The organism is Halomonas sp. B23F22_3, assembly GCF_043496965.1.
Taxonomy (GTDB): Bacteria; Pseudomonadota; Gammaproteobacteria; order Pseudomonadales; family Halomonadaceae; genus Halomonas.
Window position 1 is genome coordinate 94,187 of the sequence record NZ_JBIEKG010000008.1, and the last position, 20,461, is coordinate 114,647.

Annotated in this window: 19 protein-coding genes; 3 read left to right on the forward strand and 16 right to left on the reverse strand. The window is 69.2% G+C overall.

Annotated elements, in window-relative coordinates; genetic code table 11:
• Positions 1 to 88 precede the first annotated feature (88 nt).
• Positions 89 to 1,018 (forward strand): DUF808 domain-containing protein, encoded by a 930-nt coding sequence (locus ACGTNG_RS17665; RefSeq protein WP_394797806.1) that lies wholly within the window; start codon positions 89 to 91, stop codon positions 1,016 to 1,018.
• A 164-nt stretch (positions 1,019 to 1,182) separates the two neighbouring features.
• Here ACGTNG_RS17665 and ACGTNG_RS17670 read toward each other — a convergent pair whose 3' ends face one another.
• The 7 genes from ACGTNG_RS17670 to ACGTNG_RS17700 form a co-directional block, all read right to left on the reverse strand.
• Positions 1,183 to 1,536, reverse strand: a complete 354-nt coding sequence (locus tag ACGTNG_RS17670) for a RidA family protein (RefSeq protein WP_394797807.1) — start codon at positions 1,534 to 1,536, stop codon at positions 1,183 to 1,185.
• A 1-nt stretch (position 1,537) separates the two neighbouring features.
• Positions 1,538 to 2,947 (reverse strand): FAD/NAD(P)-dependent oxidoreductase, encoded by a 1,410-nt coding sequence (locus ACGTNG_RS17675; protein WP_394797808.1) that lies wholly within the window; start codon positions 2,945 to 2,947, stop codon positions 1,538 to 1,540.
• Entirely contained in the window at positions 2,934 to 3,266 is a 333-nt protein-coding gene (locus ACGTNG_RS17680; RefSeq protein WP_394797809.1) for a (2Fe-2S)-binding protein, read from the reverse strand. Before ACGTNG_RS17680 ends, ACGTNG_RS17675 begins: the two co-directional genes overlap by 14 nt.
• Positions 3,244 to 4,368 carry an NAD(P)/FAD-dependent oxidoreductase gene (locus ACGTNG_RS17685; protein WP_394797810.1) on the reverse strand — a complete coding sequence of 375 codons (1,125 nt, stop codon included), beginning with the start codon at positions 4,366 to 4,368 and terminating at the stop codon, positions 3,244 to 3,246. The genes ACGTNG_RS17680 and ACGTNG_RS17685 overlap by 23 nt, the downstream gene beginning before the upstream one ends.
• A gap of 64 nt (positions 4,369 to 4,432) precedes the next feature.
• On the reverse strand, positions 4,433 to 5,431 hold the full coding sequence (dctP, locus tag ACGTNG_RS17690; RefSeq protein WP_394797811.1) for a TRAP transporter substrate-binding protein DctP: 999 nt from the start codon (positions 5,429 to 5,431) through the stop codon (positions 4,433 to 4,435).
• A 30-nt stretch (positions 5,432 to 5,461) separates the two neighbouring features.
• Positions 5,462 to 6,760, reverse strand: a complete 1,299-nt coding sequence (locus tag ACGTNG_RS17695) for a TRAP transporter large permease (RefSeq protein ID WP_394797812.1) — start codon at positions 6,758 to 6,760, stop codon at positions 5,462 to 5,464.
• Entirely contained in the window at positions 6,753 to 7,319 is a 567-nt protein-coding gene (locus ACGTNG_RS17700; protein ID WP_394797813.1) for a TRAP transporter small permease, read from the reverse strand. Before ACGTNG_RS17700 ends, ACGTNG_RS17695 begins: the two co-directional genes overlap by 8 nt.
• Positions 7,320 to 7,454: 135 nt before the next feature.
• On the opposite strand from ACGTNG_RS17700, the gene ACGTNG_RS17705 reads away from it, so the two are divergent.
• Entirely contained in the window at positions 7,455 to 8,393 is a 939-nt protein-coding gene (locus ACGTNG_RS17705; protein ID WP_394797814.1) for a LysR substrate-binding domain-containing protein, read from the forward strand.
• A gap of 42 nt (positions 8,394 to 8,435) precedes the next feature.
• On the opposite strand, the gene ACGTNG_RS17710 is transcribed toward ACGTNG_RS17705, so the two are convergent.
• The 9 genes from ACGTNG_RS17710 to speB form a co-directional block, all read right to left on the reverse strand.
• Positions 8,436 to 9,764, reverse strand: a complete 1,329-nt coding sequence (locus ACGTNG_RS17710) for a serine hydrolase domain-containing protein (protein ID WP_394797815.1) — start codon at positions 9,762 to 9,764, stop codon at positions 8,436 to 8,438.
• Between the two features lie 117 nt (positions 9,765 to 9,881).
• Entirely contained in the window at positions 9,882 to 10,082 is a 201-nt protein-coding gene (locus tag ACGTNG_RS17715) for an SDR family NAD(P)-dependent oxidoreductase (protein ID WP_394797816.1), read from the reverse strand.
• Between the two features lie 109 nt (positions 10,083 to 10,191).
• Positions 10,192 to 11,643, reverse strand: a complete 1,452-nt coding sequence (locus tag ACGTNG_RS17720; protein WP_394797817.1) for an aldehyde dehydrogenase family protein — start codon at positions 11,641 to 11,643, stop codon at positions 10,192 to 10,194.
• 30 nt (positions 11,644 to 11,673) lie between these two features.
• Positions 11,674 to 12,417 carry an MBL fold metallo-hydrolase gene (locus ACGTNG_RS17725; protein WP_394797818.1) on the reverse strand — a complete coding sequence of 248 codons (744 nt, stop codon included), beginning with the start codon at positions 12,415 to 12,417 and terminating at the stop codon, positions 11,674 to 11,676.
• Positions 12,414 to 13,196, reverse strand: coding sequence for a carbon-nitrogen hydrolase family protein (locus ACGTNG_RS17730; protein WP_394797819.1), 783 nt, complete (start codon positions 13,194 to 13,196; stop codon positions 12,414 to 12,416). Before ACGTNG_RS17730 ends, ACGTNG_RS17725 begins: the two co-directional genes overlap by 4 nt.
• 5 nt (positions 13,197 to 13,201) lie before the next feature.
• Entirely contained in the window at positions 13,202 to 14,536 is a 1,335-nt protein-coding gene (locus tag ACGTNG_RS17735) for a purine-cytosine permease family protein (RefSeq protein ID WP_394797820.1), read from the reverse strand.
• 54 nt (positions 14,537 to 14,590) lie between these two features.
• Entirely contained in the window at positions 14,591 to 16,228 is a 1,638-nt protein-coding gene (locus ACGTNG_RS17740) for a 5-guanidino-2-oxopentanoate decarboxylase (RefSeq protein WP_394797821.1), read from the reverse strand.
• 10 nt (positions 16,229 to 16,238) lie between these two features.
• Positions 16,239 to 17,624, reverse strand: a complete 1,386-nt coding sequence (locus ACGTNG_RS17745) for a YjiH family protein (protein ID WP_394797822.1) — start codon at positions 17,622 to 17,624, stop codon at positions 16,239 to 16,241.
• 75 nt (positions 17,625 to 17,699) lie between these two features.
• Complete coding sequence (speB, locus tag ACGTNG_RS17750; RefSeq protein WP_394797823.1) at positions 17,700 to 18,650, reverse strand: agmatinase; 951 nt, start codon at positions 18,648 to 18,650, stop codon at positions 17,700 to 17,702.
• A gap of 173 nt (positions 18,651 to 18,823) precedes the next feature.
• On the opposite strand from speB, the gene ACGTNG_RS17755 reads away from it, so the two are divergent.
• Positions 18,824 to 20,251 carry a sigma-54 interaction domain-containing protein gene (locus ACGTNG_RS17755; RefSeq protein WP_394797824.1) on the forward strand — a complete coding sequence of 476 codons (1,428 nt, stop codon included), beginning with the start codon at positions 18,824 to 18,826 and terminating at the stop codon, positions 20,249 to 20,251.
• Positions 20,252 to 20,461 lie beyond the last annotated feature (210 nt).

The following is a 20,461-nucleotide window of genomic DNA, read 5'->3' on the forward strand; positions in this document are numbered from 1 at the left end:
CCGGCGTTTATCGTCGGCCCTTCTTCTCCGTTAGCGCGCTCGCGTGCTTCCGCGCCTTTCCAATCCCGTCAACCAAAGGAGCCACCGCGTGGCCGGCAGCAGCCTACTGACCCTGATCGACGATATCGCCACGCTTCTCGATGACGTCTCGATGATGACCAAGGTGGCGGCCAAGAAGACCGCCGGCGTGCTGGGCGACGACCTGGCGCTCAACGCCCAGCAGGTCACCGGTGTCCAGGCCGACCGGGAGCTGCCGGTGGTCTGGGCGGTGGCCCGGGGCTCGCTCATCAACAAGCTGATCCTCATTCCGGCGGCGCTCGCGATCAGCGCCCTGCTGCCCTGGGCGGTCACCCTGCTGCTGATGCTCGGTGGCGCCTACCTCTGCTTCGAGGGCGTCGAGAAGCTGGCGCACAAGTTCCTGCATGCCCAAGAAGCGCAGGAGGAGCACCGCCAGCGTCTCGCCGCCGTGGCCGACGAGACGGTCGACATGCGCGCCTTCGAGGCGCGGAGGATCAAGGGCGCGGTGCGCACCGACTTCATCCTCTCCGCCGAGATCATCGTGATCACCCTGGGGACGGTCGCCGGTGAGGCCCTGGGCATGCAGGTCGCGGTGCTGGTCGGCATCGGTCTCTTGATCACCGTCGGCGTCTACGGGCTGGTGGCGGGGATCGTCAAGATCGACGACCTGGGGCTCTACCTGAGCCGCCGAGAAGGGCTGTCATCATCGGTCGGGCGAGGCCTGCTGGCCGGGGCGCCCTACCTGATGAAGGGGCTCTCGGTGGTCGGCACCGTGGCGATGTTCCTGGTCGGCGGCGGCATCCTCACCCATGGCATCCCCGCGGTCCACCACCTGGTGCAGGGCGTGGCCGAGGCCCGTCTCGATATTCCCGGGCTCGATGCCGTGGTCCATGGCCTGGGCCCGTCGCTGCTCAACATGCTCTTCGGCCTGCTGGTCGGCGCGCTGCTGCTGGGCGTGGTGAGCCTCGGGCAGCGGCTCTGGGCGAGCAGGGCCGGGTGAGGGGGCGGGAGCGATCTCGCCAGGGCGGCGTGCTTTCTTGACCGATGACACCGGCCTCACGCAGCACCCGGCGGCCTGCGTCTGGGCCCTTCGCCGGCGGGTAACGCCAAGGGCCCCGCGATCGCTCGCGGGGCCCTTGGCAGGAGTTGGTGTGCCTGGCCGGGTCAGCTGGCCAGGGCGGCTACCACGGAGATCTCGACCAGCAGCTCCGGGCTTGCCATGCGAGCCTCCACGCAGGCGCGGGCCGGGGCCTTGCCCTCGGGCACCCAGGCGTCCCAGGCACGGTTCATCTCGTCGAACAGCGCCATGTCCTTGAGGTAGAGGGTGGCGGACAGCAGGTGCTCCCGGTCGCTGCCGACGCTCTCCAGCAGGGCGTCGACCTTGGCCAGCATGGTCTCGGTCTGGGCTGTGATGTCGGCATGACGGTCCTCGGCCACCTGGCCGCAGAGGTAGACGGTGTCGTGATGGACGACGGCGCGGCTCATGCGCACGCCGGTCTCGAAGCGTTGCAGGGTCATCTCAGTTCCTCATTGGGGTATCGGGTCCGTTCAGGCTGGCCAGCTCGCCCAGGCTGAGCGGCTTGATCGGGGGGCGGATGTGGTAATAGCCGACGGCGTCGACCGGCTCGCCGCACTGGTCGGCGATCACCTGGGAGACCGTCAGGCCGCACAGCCGGCCCTGGCAGGGCCCCATGCCGGCCCGGCAGAAGGCCTTGGCCTGGTTGGGGCCGCGACAGCCGGCATCGGCGATGCGCCGCAGCTCCCCCGCCGTGACCTCCTCGCAGCGGCAGACGATGGTGTCGTCCTCGGGCACCAGGAAACGCCGAGCCGGCTGGTAGAGCACGTCCAGGAAGGGGCGGATGGCCAGCTGGGGCGCCAGGCGCCGGCGCAGCGGTGAAGCGAGACGATCACGCGCCGAGGCGTCGAGGCGCTCGAGCTGCTCGGCGATGGCCAGGGCAGACAGGCGTCCGGACTCCTCGGCGGCCATGGCGCCGGCGATGCCGCCGGAGTCGCCGGCCACGAAGATTCCCGAGCGGGACGTCTCGCCCCAGGCATCGAGGCGGGGCCGCCAGCACTGCTGGGCCTCGTCCCAGTCGTGCGCCAGCTCGAGTGCCCGGGTCAGCTGGACGTTGGGCACCACGCCCTGATGCACCAGCAGGGTCTGGCAGGGTGTCTCGTGCCACTGCCCCGCCTGCCGGTAGCGCACCTGGGTCAGGCGCTCGCCATCGCGGCCCTGGGCCTCCAGGCGCTCGATCCCCTTGAGGTGGGGAATGCCGGCGCGACGAATCTCCCGAAGCAGCCCCAGGCCCTTGGCCAGCAGCCGCGGGTTGCGCAGCGCGCCGGCCAGATGGCGCGCCGCCCGGCGCCAGTTGCGGCGCGGCGTGGTGTCGAGCAGCGCCTCGACGGTCACGCCGGCGCGCGAGAGCTGGGCGGCGATCAGCAGCAGCAGGGGACCGCTGCCGGCCAGCACGATGGGGCCGGGCGGGGCCATGGCGCTGCTCTTGAGCAGGATCTGGGCGGCGCCGCCGGTCATCACGCCCGGCAGGGTCCAGCCCGGGAAAGGCACCGGACGCTCCTGGGCGCCGGTGGCCACCAGCAGGCGCCGGGTGCGCAGCCGCTGGCTGACGCCCCGGTGGGAGACGTCGAGGCTCAGGTCGTCCTCGACCCCCCAGACGGTGGTGCCGGGCCTGAAGTCCACGCCGGCCTGCTCGAAGGCCTCGAACAGGGCGCGGCCATGATAGTAGTCCTCGCCGAGGATGGCCTCGTTGGCCAGGGGCGACCGGCCAATCGCCCGGTAGATCTGGCCGCCGGCCTCCTCCTGCTCGTCGAGCAGGGCGCAGCGCAGTCCCTGCCGGGCGGCCTCCACGGCGGCGGCCATGCCGGCCGGGCCGGCCCCGATGATGATCAGGTCGTAGTCAGGCGGCGCCATGGGAGTCCTCCCCGTGCATGTCGCGCGCGCCGCACTGCCGGCGAATCCGCATGCCGTCGTAGACGGGGATCATGCAGCCCTGCTGGTTGGGCGCGCCGTCGATCTCGATCAGGCACTCGAAGCACACTCCCATCAGGCAGTAGGGCGCCCGCGGTGCCTCGCTTGCCGGGGTGGTGCGGGAGGGCAGCAGGCCGGCGGCCAGGACCGCGGCGGCGGCGCTGTCGTGCTGCCCCATCTCGATGGGGGTGTCCTCCACGAACACCGTCACCGTGGCCTGCGGCCGGCAGGGCAGGCGCTCAAAGGGCGAAGCGTTGGGCATGGAACTCCTCCAGGGGCAGGTCGGTGTCATCGCCGGCGATCCAGTCCGCCAGCGGGCCTTCATGCAGGGCGCCGAGGGTCACGCCGCTGTGGCAGGTGACGAGATAGGCGCCGGGACACTCCCGGGAGGCCTGGTAGACCGGGTAGCCGTCGGGGGTCATGACGCGCAGGGCGCCCCAGGCCCTGACCATCCTGACGTCGCGCAGCAGGGGGAAGAGGCGCACGGCGCGGTGGGCGATGTGCGCCATGACGTCGGTGCTGGTGCCGCTGTCGAAGCCGACATCCTCCTTGGAGTCGCCGATCTGCACGGTGCCCTCGCCGGTCTGGCGGACGTGGCCGGTGGGGTAGTGCAGGAAGGGCCGCACGCGTTCTGCGATCAGCACCTGACCGCGATTGGGGAAGACCGGCGCCGACAGGCCGACCATCGGGGCGAGCTCGCGATTGCCGAGCCCCGCGGCCAGCACGACCTTGGCGCAGGACCAGTCGCCGGACGGGGTGGTGACCCGGAAGGCCTCGCCCTGGCGCTCGATGCCCTGGACTCGCCCGCCGTTGTCGATCACGCCGCCCTGGTCGCGGAAGCGCTGGGTCAGCGCGCGCAGCAGCAACAGCGGATTGAGGTGGCCGTCCTCGGGGCACCAGGTGGCACCGGCGACCTCGTCGCCGATGTCGGGGAAGTAGTCGCGCACCTGGGCGAGATCCAGCGTCTCATGGGGATAGTCGCCGCCCGCGGCGTCGCGCATCTTGGCCAGCATTTGCCGCCGGGCCTCGAGCTCGTCCTCGGTGAGGCACAGATAGAGCCCGCCGCGCTGCTGGAGCTGGACATCGATGCCGGTCTGCTCCCGCAGGCGCCGGGCGAGGTCCGGCCACAGTCGAGCCGAGCGACGGGTGATGCTGGCATAGGCGGGTTGGGTATCGCCCTTGCCCTGGACCCATACCAGCCCGAAGTTGCCGCGAGAGGCGCGCAGGGCGATGTCGCCCTCGTCGAGCACGGCGACATCCAGACCATGGCGCTGGAGGCCTAGCGCGATGGCGATGCCGACGAGCCCGCCGCCGATCACGCATGCGTCGGCGCTACGCGAGCCGTTTGGTGGCCTTGGCGTCATCGTCGTTACCTGAATGATGGTCGAGAGGGGGAAGGAGGCCCGGCCGGTGGCCGGGCCGGGGTGTTCAGCGAATGGCCTTGTCGAGCACGGCGTTCGCCCATTCGGCGCCGATGTCATCGAGGATGACCGGCCAGACGTTCTCGCGAACCAGCTTGGCGTGGCCGGCGATCTGCTCGTCGGAGACCGGCACGATGGTGGCGCCGGCGTCGGCCAGCAGCTGCTCATTGCGTGCCTGGTCGGCCTCGGCCCCTTCCCAGCGCGCCGCCTCGAAGCGCTCTGCGGCGTCCTGGAGCGCTACCTGCTGCGCCTCGTCCAGCTCGTTGTAGATGTCCTGGTTGATCAGCAGGTACCACATCTCGAAGTGGGTGTTGAGCGGCAGGTAGTACTCGGTGACGTCGCGGAACGAGGCATAGTAGCCCTCGGCGCCCGAGCCCATCACGCCATCCACCACGCCGGTCTGGACGGCGGTGAAGGCGTCGGAGAAGGGCAGCGGCGAGCCGATGTAGCCGATGTTGTCGGCCATCAGCTGGAAGGACTTCATGGGCGGCACGCGCAGCTTGGCGCCCTTGTCGGCGCTCGGGTCGGCGGCGTTATCCACCTCACTGTTCAAGGCCACGCCGCCGAAGTAGACCGGCCAGGCGCCCAGCACCTGGATGTTCTGTTCCGCGTAGATCTTCTCGACCTCTTCACGCAGCGGCGCGCCGTCCTGGAACACCTGCTGAGCCTCGTCCCAGCTCTGCACGAGGTAGGGCAGGTAGGCCAGCTGGAAGCGCTTGTCGGCGCCGGAGGCCGGCGGCTGTACCGCCATGTCGACGGCGCCCAGGCTGACGCGCTCCTGCACCACCGTGTAGTCGCCCAGAGCGTTGGCCGGGAAGAGGCGCACGTTCAGCTCGTCGTCGGTGGCCGCCGCGACGTCCTCGGCGAAGGCCGCGGCGGCGTCGTCGATGGCGGTGTCCTGGGGGCGCACGTGGGAGAGCTTCAGGGTGGCGGCCTCGGCGACCGTGGACAGGCCGGCCGCGAGGGCGACGGCGCTAACAAGAGTTTTCATCTTGAGGGTTTTCATTGTTGTCTCCTGATGAGAGCGGATGGACGATCAATAGCCGAACAGGCCGGGCAGGAACTCGGACAGGTCGGGCCAGGCAGAGACCAGCACCACCACCGGGATGTAGCCGAACAGGATCAGCGTCATGGCGGGCTTCACTACCTCGGTGAAGCGCACCTTGCCGATGCGGGACCCCAGGTAGAGGATGCTGGCGTAGGGAGGCGTCACCCCGCCCATGGCGGTGTTGACGCCCATGATGGCGGCGAACTGCACGGGGCTGACGCCCAGCGCCTCCATCAGCGGAAGCAGCAGCGGCGCCGTGAGGATGATGGCGGTGATGTCGTTGACGATCATGCCGATGAAGAACAGCAGCAGGTTGATCAGCAGCAACAGGACCAGCTTGTTGTCGGTGATCTGGAAGATCATGTCGACCAGCGCCTGGGGGATGCTCTCCATGACGTAGATCTGGCTGAGCATCAGGCTGAACAGGATCATGATCAGGATGGCGCCGATGGCGGTGGCCGACTCCTTGCCGGACTCCAGCAGGGTCCGCCAGGTCAGGCCGCGGTAGATCAGAAAGCCCACCGGCAGCGCGTAGATGACCGCCACGGCCGCGGCCTCGGTCGGTGTCATGATGCCGCCGTAGATGCCGCCGAGGATGATCACCGGCATCAGCAGGGCCGGTAGGGCATGGCCCGTGCGCCGCCCGGCATCGCGCATCATCTGGTCGAAGGGCAGCGGCTCGTCGAGGACCAGGTCGAACTTGCGCGACATCACCATGTTGACGAGGCAGAAGTTGAACATGATCAGCAGGCCCGGCCCCAGGGTGGCCAGGAAGCTCGCCAGGATCGAGGTGTCCGTGACCCAGCCATAGACGATCATGGTGACGCTGGGGGGAATCAGCAGGCCGAGGATCGACGAGTTGGCGATCAGGGCGGTGGAGTAGGCGCGCGGATACCCCTTGCGCTCCATCTCCGGGATCAGCAGCGGGCCGATGGCGGCGATGCCGGTCAGGCCGCTGCCGGAGATCGCGCCGATGATGGCGCAGCTCACCGCCGCCACGGCGCCCAGGCCGCCGCGGATCCGCCCGACGAAGACATTGACGAACTTCAGCAGGCTGCCGGCGATGCCGCTCACGCTCATCAGGGTGCCGGCGAAGACGAACAGCGGGATGGCCAGCAGGATCGGGTTGGTCAGCTGACTGAAGCCCCAGACCATCATGCCGCGCATGGTGGCTTCGCCGATCAGGGTCATCACCATCAGGGCGGCGCCGAAACAGAAGGGCAGGGGAACGCCGATGGTCAGCAGCACAATCAGGACGGCAAAGGCCAGCAGGGCGATCTCAATCATGGGAGGTGTCCTTCTGCGAATCGGTGAGTACCCGGAACTCGTGTACCTCGGAGGTCTCCGGATAGTCGGGATCTGCGGAGGCGTGGTCCGGGCGCTGGCGAACGCCGAACAGGAAGCCGAGGTTGCGCAGCAGGTGCCAGACGGTGAAGGCGATCATCAGCACCAGGCCGATGAACAGGGCCGATTCGTAGATGATCGTCGGCAGGTAGAGGGTGGGGGTCTCCTTGTCGACGCGCAGCGCGTAGGCGAAGTAGTCCCAGGCCCAGAGGGTGAGCCAGACCGAGACCACGATGCTGACGATGTCGGCGATGGCCTGCAGCAGCGCGCGAGCGCGATCGGTCTTGAGGAAGATGTCCAGGACATTGGCGCGGATCTGGGTGTCTTCCCGAGACGCGTTGACGCTGCCGAGGATGTAGAGCCAGATCGTGGGAATGATGGCGGCCTCCTCGAGCCCCATGATCGGTGTCTCGAAGAGGTAACGGGTAATGACCTGGATGAACTGGCAGATCGCGACGGTGCCGATCAGCAGGGTAAGGGTGTAGCGAAAGAGTCGTTCCATAGGGCCGTTCTCGCTTGTTGTGGTTGTCTGCCGGGGCCGTACGGCATACCGGGCAATCTTGGGCAGGTCGGTATATAACATCAAATCGTTTATATGTATGATTTGATAACACCATGTTGTTATCTATGGGCCGACATGCCGAAATTGACCTATCGCCAGATCGAGGCGTTTCGCGCGGTGATGATCAGCGGAACCACCAGCGGCGCCGCGGAGATTCTCTGCGTCTCTCAACCGGCCGTGAGTCGCCTGCTCGCCGATTTTGAGGCGACGGTAGGGGTGGCGATGTTCGAGCGGCGCCGGCGTCGTCTCCATCCGACGCCCGAGGCCCGGTTCTTCTTCGAGGAGGTGGAGCGCGCCTTCGTCTCCCTCGAGCATCTGTCGCGCGCCGCGGAAGAGCTTCGGGAGTTCCACCTCGGCTCGTTGAGGATCGCTTCCATGCCGGCGGCCTCGGTCGAGTTCCTGCCCGATCTGACGGATCGGTTCAGCCAGGAGCATCCGGGGGTGTCGATCACCCTGCAGGTGCGCAGTACCCAGCAGGTGGTCGATCTGGTGGCCACGCAGCAGTTCGACCTGGGCGTGATCTCCGGCATTCCGCTCGATGATCCCGCCGTGGAGGAGCGCCCCCTGGCCGACAGCCGGCTGGTGTGCGTCCTGCCGTCGGGACATCACCTGGCCGACCGGGAGGTCATCGTGCCGGAGGATCTCGAGGGCGAGGTGTTCGTCTCGCTGGGGTCGGAGCAGAGCCTTCGCCACACCATCGACGGGGTGTTCGAGCGGGTCGGCGTCAAGCGCCAGTTGCTGATCGATACGCAGCTGCACTATGCCGCCTGCGCCTTCGTGCTGGCAGGGTCGGGGGTGTCGTTGGTGGACCCCATCACGGCCTGGCACTACCGACGGCTGGGCCTCGTCGTCAGGCGCTTCGAGCCCCGGGTGCAGTATCGCTACAGCGTGATCCTGCCGCGGCAGAGGGGGATCTCGGGCCTGACCCGGTCCTACCTCGCCCTGCTGGACGAGTCGCTCAGGAGGCTCGAGGCGGAGTCGGAGGGGCTGTTCGAGATGAGTGCGGGCCGCTAGGCGTGACCCGCACTCGGTCGGGCCGTTCGGTAGGCTGACCCTTCAGTCGGGCGCCGAGGGCCGCGCCATCAGGTAGTCGGCCAGCGCTCGGTAGGCCGGCTGCGAGGTCGGGTCGGTGGCCGCATTGGCCGCCACCGGGTGGGAGGCCAGGCGCACGATGACCATCTCCGCGATGGGATCGATCCAGATCGTCTGGCCGTGCACGCCGCGGGCGGCGAAGGCGCCGTGGTCGTCGTGGCTGACCCACCACATGCCGCGATAGCTCCAGCCATCGAGGGCGGTGTAGCCGGCCTTGGCGAAAGCCGCCTTGTCGCCGCCCTCGCGAAGGCGCGCGAGGGCGGCGGCGGGCAGCAGCTGCTCGCCGTCCAGGCGTCCCTCGTCGAGGACCAGCTGGCCCAGGCGACCGAGATCGCGCAGGGTGGCGTTGAAGCCGCCGCCGGCGAAGGGGGTGCCGATCGAGTCCACTGTGTAGAAGGCCTCGCGCTCGGTGCCCAGGCGCGTCCAGACGCGCTCGGCCAGCCAGTCGGCGACGCTCTGGCCGGTGGCGCGGGCGATGATCCAGCCCAGCGCATCGGAGTTGATGGTGCGGTAGCCGAAGGCCTCGCCGTGCTCGCCGGCCTTCTCGACCGTCTCGAGGAAGGCGAAGTAGCTGCGCGGGCCCGTGTAGTCGGGGGGCGGCGGCAGCGGGCTGCCGGCGCGGGCGTAAGTCCAGACGTCGGCCTCCGGGTCGGCGTAGTCCTCGGAGTAGTCCAGCGCGGTGGTCATGTCGAGCACCTGGCGCAGGGTGGCATCGCCGAAGGCGCTGTCGGCGAGCTCCGGCACCAGGTCGCCGACCCGGGCGCGCTCGTCCAGCGTGCCCTCGGCGACCAGGATCTCGCCGATCAGCCCGGTGATCGACTTGGTCACCGACATCACGCCGTGCAGGGTGGTCTCGTCCAGGCAGCCGGCGTAGCGCTCGTACACGACCCGGCCGCGATGCAGCACCAGCAGGCCGTCGGTGCGATTGACCGCGAAGGCCTCGCCCCAGGTCATCGGGGCGTCGCCGTCGGTGGGCTGGAAGCTCACCTCCTCGATCGCCGGGTCGAGGGCGTAGGACAAAGGGCGGGCGGCGTCGGTCCCGTTGCGTACCCCGGCGGTGGGCATCAGCTCGCGGAAGTGGCAGACCGTCCAGCGGAGCTTGTCACCGGCGAAGTAATCCTCGTCGGTGAAGCGGATGGTGCGCTCCTCTGGCGGCGGGAAGCCCTGCATCCAGCCGGGGGCGGCGTCGGCCGCTGCCGGCTGCGCGCCGGCGAGCAGCAGAAACGTGGATATGACTGCGGAGACTGTCTTGGAGAATGTGTTGGAGCGTGCCGTGGTCCAGGTGCGTGTCATGACGTGCCTCGCTGTGCCCACGGCCATCGCGCCGTTCCGGGCGGTGTCTGTGCCATCAACCATCCGCCATCGGTGCCGCCCCCAGCCGTGAGCTCATGCACCCTGGGTGGCCCGCGCTCAATCCAGCTCCTGCCCCCCCCCACCGCCGTCGGTGATCTCCCGGGCCACCCGCTCGGCGGCCTCGGCGTGCAGGTCGGTGACCAGCACCGCGGCGCCGGCCTGGGCGAAGGTCCCGGCGATGGCGCGGCCGATTCCCGTGCCGGCGCCGGTCACCAGGGCGACCTGATCGTCCAGGCGAAAACTCTGCGGATCAAACATCGGCATGACTCCTGTCGGGGCGCGAGTCATCCACAGATTAGCAGGGTTGACGGACGTTCCCTCCGGTGCGGAGTGGCGCCGCGGGCCGGCCGTTTTTCCCCGGGTTGGTTCAGGTCGCGGCGGGGCCGATCAGGTGCTTGACATCGAGGTAGGCCGAGAGCCCCCAGGGGCCCAGCTCGCGGCCGATGCCGCTGCTCCCGAAGCCGCCCCAGCTGGCCTCCGGCATCACCAGCTGCTCGCTGTTGAACCAGATGCTGCCGGCGCGCAGGGCGCGCCCCACCCGCTTGGCACGCTCGACGTCGCCCGAGATGACGGTGGCGGCGAGGCCGAAGGCGGAGTCGTTGGCCAGCGCGATGGCCTCGGCCTCGCTCTCGACGCTACGGGCGCAGAGCACCGGGCCGAAGATCTCCTCGCGCCACAGGCGGCTGTCGGTGGGCACGTCGCGGTACAGCGTCGGGGCGACGAACTCGCCCTGGCGCGGTAGCTCCCGATGGCGGCCGTCGCGCACGGCGGTGAGGCCCTCCTCGGCGGCGATGGCCAGGTAGCGCTCCACGGCCTGGCGCTGGCGGGCGCTGGTCATGGGGCCCATGTCGGTGCCCTCGTCCAGCGGATCGCCCAGGCGGATGGCATCGATGCGCGTGGCGAGCGCCGCGTAGAGCGCCTCGGCCAGCGACGCATGGACGATCAGCCGCGAGGTGGCCGAGCAGATCTGCCCGGAGTTGAAGTAGATGCCGGCCATCACCCAGTCGGCGGCCGCCTCGACGTCGGCGTCGTCGAGCACCAGGATCGGCGACTTGCCGCCCAGTTCCAGCGACACCCCTCGGGCGCCCTCGGCGGCGGCGCGCATGACCTTCTCGCCCACCGCGTTGCTGCCGGTGAAGGAGAGCTTGTCGACGCCGGGGTGGGCAGTGAGCGGCGCACCGATGCCCTCGCCGTCGCCATGCACCAGGTTGAGCACGCCGGCGGGCAGGCCGATCTCGAGGGCGATCTCCGCCACCGCCTGCTCAGGCAGCGGCGTTACCTCGGAGGGCTTGAAGACGACCGTGCAGCCGGCGGCGAGCGCCGGGGCGATCTTCCAGGCGCTGGTCACCAGCGGGAAGTTCCAGGGGGTGATCAGGCCCACCACGCCGGCGGGATCCTCGTAGGTGAGGGCCTCGACGCCCTCCATGCCGTGCTCGACGAGCCGCCCCTGGCGCGCCTCGAGGGCCCGGGCCTGCTCGGCGTAGTAGCGGTAGCAGGCGATGGCATCGTCCAGGTCGATGGCGGTCTCGGCCAGCGCCTTGCCGTTGTTGCTCGCCGAGAGGCGCATCAGCGCCTCGCGCCGCGCACTCAGCGCCTCGGAGAAGGCCGCGAGGAAGTCGGCTCGGCGCTCGCCGCCGAGTTCCTGCCAGGCGGGCTGGGCGCGGCGGGCGGCGGTCACCGCGGCGTCGACGTCGGCCGCATCGCCGGCGGTGAGCTCGGCGATCGGCGCCTGGCGGTAGGGATCGGTCACCGTCAGGCGGCGCGTGGCCGGGCTCTCGACCCAGTGGTTGTCGATGAACTGCTTGGTCAGTCGTTGCACGCGAGGCTCCAGAAGAGGGTGGGCAAGGGGCTAGCGCCCGTGGGCGCGCAGCCAGTCGTCGATCAGGGTGGCGAGGCGGCGCCCCGAGAAGCTCGGGAAGTGGCCGCCGTGAACGGTGCGCACCGGCAGGTTCCTGAGCCGCCGCAGGCTGGCGGCATAGTCGTCCAGGTCGCTGTGGTAGGCGTCCTCGATCAGCTCGCCGTCGTAGATGACATCCCCCGAGATCAGGGTGGCCGTCGCGGCTTCCCAGAGCGCGATGCCGCCCGGGGAGTGCCCGGGGGTGTGAATCACCTCGAAGCGCCGGTCGCCAAGATCGAGCGTATCGCCGTCCTCGAGCCGGGCGATCGTCGCCGGCGCGGGAATGCGGTAGCCCGAGTGGGCGTAGGGCGCCGGCGGCAGGGCATCGAACATGGCGTCGTTCAGGAAGCTGTCGGCCAGGGTGCGACGGTGGTCCGGCGCCGCCAGGATATCGGCCTCGGCGGCATGCACGTGGCAGCAGCCGAACTCGTGGGCGGCGCCGATATGGTCGAAGTGGGTGTGGCTCGCCACGGCGACGATGTCCCGCTCGGCGAGCCGGGCGACCTGCTGGCGCAGCGGCACGGCACCGAGGCCGAAGTCCACCACCAGGTCGCGATCGCGACCGCGGACATGCCAGATGTTGCAGCGATAGAACGGCTTGATCGCGGGCTCGTCGATCAGCGTGATCCGATCCGCCATGGGAGTGGTGCGATACCAGCTCGTGGCCTCGCCCCGCGGCAGGGAAAAGCGGCTCATGGCGTGATCTCCGGTAAGGGACGCAGGTCCTTCAGGTAATCCTGATGGGCTCGGCTCTCGGCGATACGACCGCGGTCGAGATCGACCACCAGGCTGCCCGCGCCGGCACCCAGCTGGCCCAGGATCTCGCCATCCGGGCCGGCGACCAGGCTGTTGCCGCAGTAGTGGAGCTCGGCCTCGGCCCCGGCCCGGTTGATGCAGGCGACGAAGCACTGGTTGTCCAGCGCGCGGGCGCGGATCTGCAGGACCTGGCGCTCGGCGTTGGGCACCATGTTGGCGGTGGGCGAGAGGATGACCTCGGCGCCGCCCCGGGCGAGGGCCCGTGCCATCTCGGGGAACTCGTTGTCGTAGCAGATCATCAGCCCCAGTCGACCGAGGCGGGTGTCCACCACGCAGGCGTCGTCGCCCGCGGCGAAGTGGTCATGTTCGCGGTCCCACAGCTGGCGCTTGTGGTAGGTGGCGAGGCGCTCACCCTGGTCGTCGATCAGCACGGCGGCGTTGGTCAGCCGCCCGTCGGCTTGGCGCTGGGCCAGGCCGACGAGCAGGAAGAGCCCATGTTGGGCGGCCAGCTCGGCGAGCCGCCGGACGATCGGGCCGCCCTCCGGCTCGGCGAATTCCTCCAGTCGTGCGAAGACGTTGTAGCCGCTCAGGGCGAGCTCGGGCAGGGCCAGCAGGTCGGCACCGGCCGCCGACGCCTGCCGGCAGAGGGCCTCGAGGGCGACCAGGTTGGCGGGCACGTCGCCCCACCGGGGAGCGGTCTGGGCCAGCATCAGTCTCATCGGCGTTACTCTCCTGTGGCCTGCGAGGCGGTCGCACGCGGGCGGGTCATCAGCACGGCGCCGAGCCAATAGAGGCCGCCGGTGATCAGGAACACCGGCAGCGAGGCGCCGAAGGCCAAGGGGGAGACCAGCGACCAGTAGGCGGCGAGGCCGGCACCGATCAGGTAGGCACCGATGGCCACCGGCGCGGTGGGGCGGCCCAGCTGATGGCGCGCCTTGAGCAGTTCCGGGCCGTAGCCGTCGCGGCCGACCAGGTAGTAGTCGGTGATCATCACCGAGAAGGCCGGGATGAACAGGGCGCCGATCAGCAGCAGGAAGTTCTGGAACTGGTCGAGGATGCCGGGGATCAGGGCGCCGAACACGGTGACGATACCGATCACCAGGGCCGGCTTCCAGAACGACATGCCGGGCGACACGTTCATGCAGGAGAGGGTGGCACTGTAGACGGCCATGACGTTGGTGGTCATCACCGAGAAGAAGATGACCAGTGCCGCCGGCAGGCCGAAGCCGAAGCCGGTCAGCAGCCGGGTCGGGTCGTAGGTCTGCTCCATGCCGTTCAGCACCGAGAGGCCGGAGACGGCGGCGCCGAGGCCCATGGCAATCATCGCGGCCAGCACATACCCGAGGTAGGTGCCCCAGACGGCGATGGCGCCGCTCTTGCAGTTGCGGTTGTAGTCCGCCGAGGAGGAGATCCACGAGAAGGCGGTGGCAATCACGATGTCGAAGGCGATGCCCAGGGTGATGCCGTTGCGCGCCTCGACCGGCATGTCCAGCAGTGCCGAGACATCGTAGTGGAGGTTCAGCTGGTAGAGCACCACCGCGGCCAGGCCGACCATAGCCATCGCCGCCCAGCGCTCGACCCGCTCGATGCCCAGGTGGCCGCGCAGCACGACCAGCACCACCACGCTCTCGCAGAGGATGGTCATCAGCGGCAGGTTGGAATAGCCGGTGGTCGCCTGGATGGCGTAGTCAAGGCTCATGCCGGCGAGCAGGGCCTGGATCCAGCTCCAGGCGATCAGCACGCCCATGTTGACCAGCGAGATCAGCCGGCTGCCCAGCGGCCCGTAGGCGCGCCGGGTCATCGCCATCGAGGGCAGGCCGGTGCGCTGCCCCATCAGTCCGACCAGCAGCAGCGGGATGGCGCCGATCAGCGAGCCGATCAGCACGCTCCCCATGGCGGTCGCGAAGGGCAGGTCGGGCACCAGCAGCATGCCCGTGAGGATGGTGGTCACCACCACGTTGGCGCCGAGCCACAGCGCGACCGTGCCGAAGGCGCCGAGGCTCTTGTGCTGGTGGTCGTCGAGGGTGTCCTGGCCGAGCAGTCGGTCGAGGAAAGCCATGGTCATATCCTTGTGTTGTTGATTGTTTTTGTGGAGCGAACCGCCGGCAGGACCTCAGCGCATACTGGCCTGCCAGGCGTCCGCGTCGATCTCGATCAGCAGGGGGCCATCGGTGGGGCGAGTGGCCAGGGCATGCGCCAGCTCGCCGGGCGCGCCGATGCGGGTGGCCAGGCAGCCGAAGCCCTGGGCCACGGTCAGGAAGTCCGGCGCCTTCAGGTCGACACCCAGGCGAGTGACGCCGGCGTCGTCCATGAAGCGGCGGATCTCCTCGTAGCCCCGGTTGTGCCAGAGCAGGATCACCACCGGCAGCCGCTCTTCCACCGCGCAGGCCAGTTCGCTGAGGGTGAACATGATGCCGCCGTCGCCGACCATCGCGACCACCGGCAGGTCGGGCCGGGCGAGGCTGGCGCCCAGGGCCGCCGGCAGGCCGTAGCCGAGGGTGCCGTAGCCGGTGGAGGCGTTGAAGAAGCGCCGCGGGGCCGGCTGGGCGACCAGGTGATTGGCGGCATAGGTGGTGGCACAGGAGTCGCCGACCAGGATCGCCTCGGGCAGGGCCTCACGCAGGGTCGAAAACAGCGGCACATAGGCGGCGAAGGCCGAATCCCGTGCCAGGTCCAGGGCGGCGAGGGTCGCGCGGGTGCGCTCGGCGCCGCCGCGGCTGAGACGCTGCCCGCCGAAGCGCGCCGCCAGGGCCTCGAGGGCCTGGCAGGCGTCGGCCACCAGGGCCAGGTCGGCGGCCTGATTGCGAGCCAGCTGCTGGGGGTCGACGTCCACCCGTATCAGCCGGCCGTCCAGGTGGAAGCCGTCGTCGAACACCACGTCGTAGTCGGTCTCGCCGAGCTCGGTGCCGATGGCCAGCACCACGTCGGCCTCCCGGGCCAGCGCCCGCACCGCGGGCAGCGAGGCGTTGGCGCCCAGGTCCAGAGGGTGGTCGCGGCCGAGCAGGCCCTTGGCGTTGATGGTGGTGACGGTGGGCGCGTCCAGTGCCTCGACCAGGCTGCGGGCGGCCTCGGGGGCCGCGACGCAGCCGCCGCCCAGCAGCACCAGCGGACGCTCGGCGCCGCCGAGCCACTCGCCGGCCCGGTCCAGCGCCGCCGGGTCGGGGGCGGCCTTGGCCAGAGCTGCGCGCTGCCAGTGCCGCGGCGTGCGTACCGGGGCATCGAACAGGTCGATGGGGATCTCGATATGCACCGGTCCCGGGCGGGCCCCCTCGAACACCGCGAAGGCACGGGCCAGGGTCTCCGGCAGCGCGTCAGGGTCGAGCAACGTATGGCTGAAGCGAGCGACCCCGGCGATCAGCTGCTGCTGGCTCGGCAGCTCATGCAGCCGGCCCTGGCCGCGCCCCAGGGTGTCGCGGCGGCTGACGCTGGAGATCACCAGCATCGGCACCGAGTCGGCCAGCGCCTGACCCATGGCGGTGGCGATGTTGGTCATGCCGGGCCCGGTGATGATGAAGCACACCCCGGGCTTGCCGGTGGCCCGGGCATAGCCGTCGGCCATGAAGCCGGCGCCCTGTTCGTGGCGCGGCGTGACGTGGCGGATGCCGCTCGCCTCGCCGCCCGCCAGGCCGCGGTAGAGCTCCACGGTATGCACCCCGGGAATGCCGAACACGGTGTCGGTGGCGTAGGTGTCGCGCAGCAGGCGGATCAGCAGCTCGGCGCAGGTCATCGGCGTCTCTCCATAAAGCGTCATCGCGATTCCCTCAGCCCACCAGCCAGTGGGCCATGAGCACGATGATCGGCAGGGTGATCGCGGTGCGCAGCAGGAAGATGGCCACCAGCTCCCAGAGCTTGAGCGGGATCTTGGATTTCATCAGCAGGGCACCGATCTCGGACATGTAGATCAGCTGGGTCAGCGACAGGCAGGCGATCACGAAGCGCGTCAGCTCGCTTTCGATGTCGCTCGCCAGCACCGCCGGCAGGAACATGTCGGCGAAGCCGACCAGGGTCGCCGGCGCCGCGGCTGCGGCCTCGGGGATCTGCATCCACTCGAGCACCGGCACCATGGGGTAGGAGAGCCAGGTGAACAGCGGCGTGAACTCGGCCAGCACCAGGGCCACGGTGCCGATGGCGATCACCAGCGGCAGCAGGCCGAAGAAGATGTCGGCGACGTTGAAGAGCGCCAGCTTGGCCAGCTTGGCCGGCCCCGGGGCCTTCTCGGCGCGGGCCACGGCGACGCCCAGGCTGTAGCGCAGCAGGTTCTGGTTGCCGGTGTTCTCTTCCTGGATCTGGCAGCCGACCGGTTCGTAGTAGCTGTTCGGCTTGCGCGATAGCGGCGGCAGCCTCGGCACGATGACGGCGGCGACGAGGCCGGCGACCACCACGGTGAGGTAGAAGGGCACGAACAGGTGGTTGATGCCGATGAAGCTGGTGACCAGCAGCGCGAAGGCGATGGAGACGATCGAGAAGTTGGTGGCGATCGCCGAGGCCTCGCGGCGGTTGTAGAAGCCCTGCTCGTACTGCTGGGTGGTGATCAGCACGCCGACGGTACCGGAACCCATCCAGGAGGCCGTGGCGTCGATGGCGCTGCGCCCCGGCAGACCGAAGATGATGCGAAAGGGCGTGCGCACCAGGCTGCCGATGAACTCCATGAAGCCGAAGTCGACCAGGAAGGGCAGCAGGATGGCGGCGAAGAAGAAGAAGGTCAGCAGCACCGGCGCCAGGTCATTGAGCATCACGCCGCCGGTGAAGGAGGCGGTGATGAAGGCCGGGCCGACCTGGAAATAGGTCATCAGCGCGAACAGTGCGCCGAGGGCGCGCATGATCACCCACAGGGGAGCCACGTCGAACAGCTCATGCAGCATGCCCGCGCGGGCCCACGTCGGCCTGGCCAGCTTGACGATGCCGGTCAGCAGGACCGACAGGCAGAGCACCAGGGTGGCGATGGCGGGCAGCGCCTCGCCGAGCAGGGTCTTGAGGCCATCGGCCATCAGGCCCATGCCGATGTTGATGGTGTCGCCGGTGGAGAAGGGCACCAGGAACAGCAGCACGCCCAGGATGGACGGCACGAGGAACTTGATTAGGCCGTGGGTACTGAGCGGCGCGCCCTCGGTGTTGATGTTGTCGGCGGATCGAAGATGGGAGGACATGGGGGTCTCACTGTTGGTGTTGTAGTCGTGGTCGGTGAAGAGCGCCCGTGACCGGGCGCTTGCGGCGTCGGCCCGTCAGTCGCGGCGCCGCACGCCGGGCAGCACGCAGAGCATCTCGTAGAGCAGGGTGGCGCCCATCAGGGCGGTATTGCCGCTGGTGTCGTAGGGCGGCGCGACCTCGACCAGGTCGCCGCCGACCACGTTGAGGCCCCAGGCGCCGCGGACGATCTCCAGGCCCTGCTGGGCGGTGAGACCGCCCATCTCGACGGTGCCGGTGCCGGGCGCCACCGAGGGGTCCAGGCCGTCGATGTCGAAGGAGATGTAGACCGGGGCGTCGCCCATCTGCTCGCGCACCTCGGCCATCAGCGGGGCCAGCGAGGTGTACCAGCACTGCTCGGCGGTGACCACGCGGAAGCCCTGGTCGCGACACCAGTCGAAGTCGTCGGCGGCGTAGCCGGTGCCGCGCAGGCCGATCTGCACCACCCGGTTGCTGTCCAGCAGCCCTTCCTCCTGGGCGCGCCGGAACGGACAGCCGTGGGCGACCTCCTCGCCGAACATCTGCTCGTTGACGTCGGCGTGGGCATCGATATGGATCAGCCCGACCGGGCCGTGCTTCTTGGCGATGGCGCGCAGGATCGGCCAGGTCAGGGTGTGATCGCCGCCGAGGGTCAGCGGCACGCAGTCCTCCGCCAGCACCCTGTCGTAGAACTCGCTGATGATGTCGAGGTTCTTGGGCAGGTTGAAGGTGTTGATCGGCACGTCGCCGATATCCGCGACCTGCAGGCTGTCGAAGGGGGCGGCGCGGGTCGCCATGTTGTAGGGGCGCAGCATGCGCGACTCGTCGCGGATCTGGCGCGGCCCGAGGCGAGTGCCGGGGCGGTTCGAGGTGCCGATGTCCATGGGCACGCCGATGAAGGCGGCGTCCAGGCCGGCGGCACTGGTCTGGGTCGGCAGGCGCATCATGGTGGCGGGGCCGCCGAAACGCGGCATCTCGTTGCCGCCCAAGGGTTGGTTGAAATCGCTCACGAAAGGCTCCGTCTCGGATGGGGGTGTCTGGTATGCCGAAGCAGGAAACGTGCCAAGTTATAACGCGTTGATATGGCGTATATTGCCGAGTCGTTGATGCAGGAGTGAATCATGATGGCCCGGGTGATGATACACTTCTGCATCAATGATCCATTTGTGTATCGAGGGGCCGCATGGGCGACATCGACAGCGATATCCTGCGCACCATCATCGACACGGCGCACGATCACTTCTTCGTGGTCGACGCCGGCGGGCATGTGCGGGATGTCAGTCCCGCGGCGGCGGCGGTCTATGGCATGTCCCGGGAGGACCTGTGCCGAACCACCGTCCAGGCCCTCGAGGCCCAGGGCGTGCTCAGGCCCTCGGTCAGCCTCGAGGTCATCCGCACCGGCAAGCCGGCGCAGCTGATGCAGGTGACGGGGACCGGGCGGCGAGTCATCGCCCAGGCGCATCCGGTCTTCCGCGAGGGCCGGCTGGCCGCCGTGGTCAGCCGCTCCATGGACCTGACCGACCTGCAGCTGCTGCAGGAGGAGTACGCCTTGCTGCAGCGGCGCTTCAGCGATCATCTGCGGCGCAGTGGCATCGCCGACGAGCCCGGCTTCGAGGCCGAGCTGGGCGACCTGGAGGTGCGCAGCGAGGTGATGCGTGAGGTGGCCCTGCTGCTCAAGCGGGTGGCGCCGACCGATGCCACCGTGCTGATGCTCGGCGAGTCCGGCGTCGGCAAGACCGCCTTCGCCCGGCAGCTGCATCGTTGGGGGGCTCGTCATGCCGGTTCCTTCATCGAGGTCAATTGCGGGGCGATTCCCGAGAGCCTGTTCGAGTCCGAAATGTTCGGTTACCGGCACGGCGCCTTCAGCGGCGCCGCGCCGGGCGGCAAGGCGGGGCTGATCGAGCAGGCCGAGGGCGGCACGCTGTTTCTCGACGAGATCGGTGAGCTGCCCCTGGCGGTGCAGGCCAAGCTGCTCAAGGTCATCCAGGACAGCAGTGTCACGCGGCTGGGCGATACGCGCCCACGGCGCGTCGACTTCCGCCTGGTGGTGGCGACCAACCAGGACCTGGCGCGTCGCGTAGAGGCCGGGGAGTTTCGCCTGGACCTCTACTATCGCGTCAATGTCATCCCGGTGACCCTGCCGCCGCTGCGCGAACGCCGCGAGGATATCCCGGGGCTGGTCGAGCGCCAGCTGAGGCGCCTCAATGGCCGCTATGGCCGCGACAAGATCATGGCGCGGGACCTCTGGCAGCAGCTGATGGGCCGGGACTGGCCCGGCAACGTGCGCGAACTGGAGAACTGGCTCGAGCGGGCCTGGCTGTCGGCGGCGGACGATGTCATCCGCAGCGACGTTCCGGCCCGTGAACCCGGGGCAGTGACCGTCACGGCCGGCGACGATGCGGTGCACCCCGCGCCCGACGGCGAGGGGCTGCGCGATGGCGAGTCGCTCAAGGCGGCCCTGGCGCGCACCGAACGCGCGATCCTGGCCGAGATATGCGGCGAGGGGACCTCGACCTACGCCATCGCCGAGCGCCTGGGCATCAGCCAGCCCAGCGTGGTGCGCAAGCTTCGCCGGCACGGGCTGCGGGTCGGCGCGAAGGCTCCGTCGTGAAGAAAGCCCCGTCGTGATGGCGGCTAGCCGTCGGATCGATCCCGTCGCACAACGTAAAACGGCCACCGCTCCGATGAGCTAAGTGGCCGTTTTTACTATGTTCTGTGGTCGGAGTAGCAGGATTCTAACCTACGACCTCTGCCTCCCGAAGGCATGATCTGTGTATTTCAAAAGAAACGGCCAGCAACAAAGAGAAATAAAATAGATAGA

Coding starts and splice junctions, on each gene's coding strand:
- ACGTNG_RS17695 (WP_394797812.1), bottom strand. CDS start 6,760: ATGATTGAGATCGCCCTGCTGGCCTTTGCCGTCCTGATTGTGCTGCTG.
- ACGTNG_RS17755 (WP_394797824.1), top strand. CDS start 18,824: ATGGGCGACATCGACAGCGATATCCTGCGCACCATCATCGACACGGCG.
- ACGTNG_RS17680 (WP_394797809.1), bottom strand. CDS start 3,266: ATGCCCAACGCTTCGCCCTTTGAGCGCCTGCCCTGCCGGCCGCAGGCC.
- ACGTNG_RS17745 (WP_394797822.1), bottom strand. CDS start 17,624: ATGTCCTCCCATCTTCGATCCGCCGACAACATCAACACCGAGGGCGCG.
- ACGTNG_RS17725 (WP_394797818.1), bottom strand. CDS start 12,417: ATGAGCCGCTTTTCCCTGCCGCGGGGCGAGGCCACGAGCTGGTATCGC.
- ACGTNG_RS17735 (WP_394797820.1), bottom strand. CDS start 14,536: ATGGCTTTCCTCGACCGACTGCTCGGCCAGGACACCCTCGACGACCAC.
- ACGTNG_RS17705 (WP_394797814.1), top strand. CDS start 7,455: ATGCCGAAATTGACCTATCGCCAGATCGAGGCGTTTCGCGCGGTGATG.
- ACGTNG_RS17730 (WP_394797819.1), bottom strand. CDS start 13,196: ATGAGACTGATGCTGGCCCAGACCGCTCCCCGGTGGGGCGACGTGCCC.
- dctP (WP_394797811.1), bottom strand. CDS start 5,431: ATGAAAACCCTCAAGATGAAAACTCTTGTTAGCGCCGTCGCCCTCGCG.
- ACGTNG_RS17710 (WP_394797815.1), bottom strand. CDS start 9,764: ATGACACGCACCTGGACCACGGCACGCTCCAACACATTCTCCAAGACA.
- ACGTNG_RS17700 (WP_394797813.1), bottom strand. CDS start 7,319: ATGGAACGACTCTTTCGCTACACCCTTACCCTGCTGATCGGCACCGTC.
- ACGTNG_RS17715 (WP_394797816.1), bottom strand. CDS start 10,082: ATGTTTGATCCGCAGAGTTTTCGCCTGGACGATCAGGTCGCCCTGGTG.
- ACGTNG_RS17685 (WP_394797810.1), bottom strand. CDS start 4,368: ATGACGCCAAGGCCACCAAACGGCTCGCGTAGCGCCGACGCATGCGTG.
- ACGTNG_RS17740 (WP_394797821.1), bottom strand. CDS start 16,228: ATGACGCTTTATGGAGAGACGCCGATGACCTGCGCCGAGCTGCTGATC.
- ACGTNG_RS17675 (WP_394797808.1), bottom strand. CDS start 2,947: ATGGCGCCGCCTGACTACGACCTGATCATCATCGGGGCCGGCCCGGCC.
- ACGTNG_RS17670 (WP_394797807.1), bottom strand. CDS start 1,536: ATGACCCTGCAACGCTTCGAGACCGGCGTGCGCATGAGCCGCGCCGTC.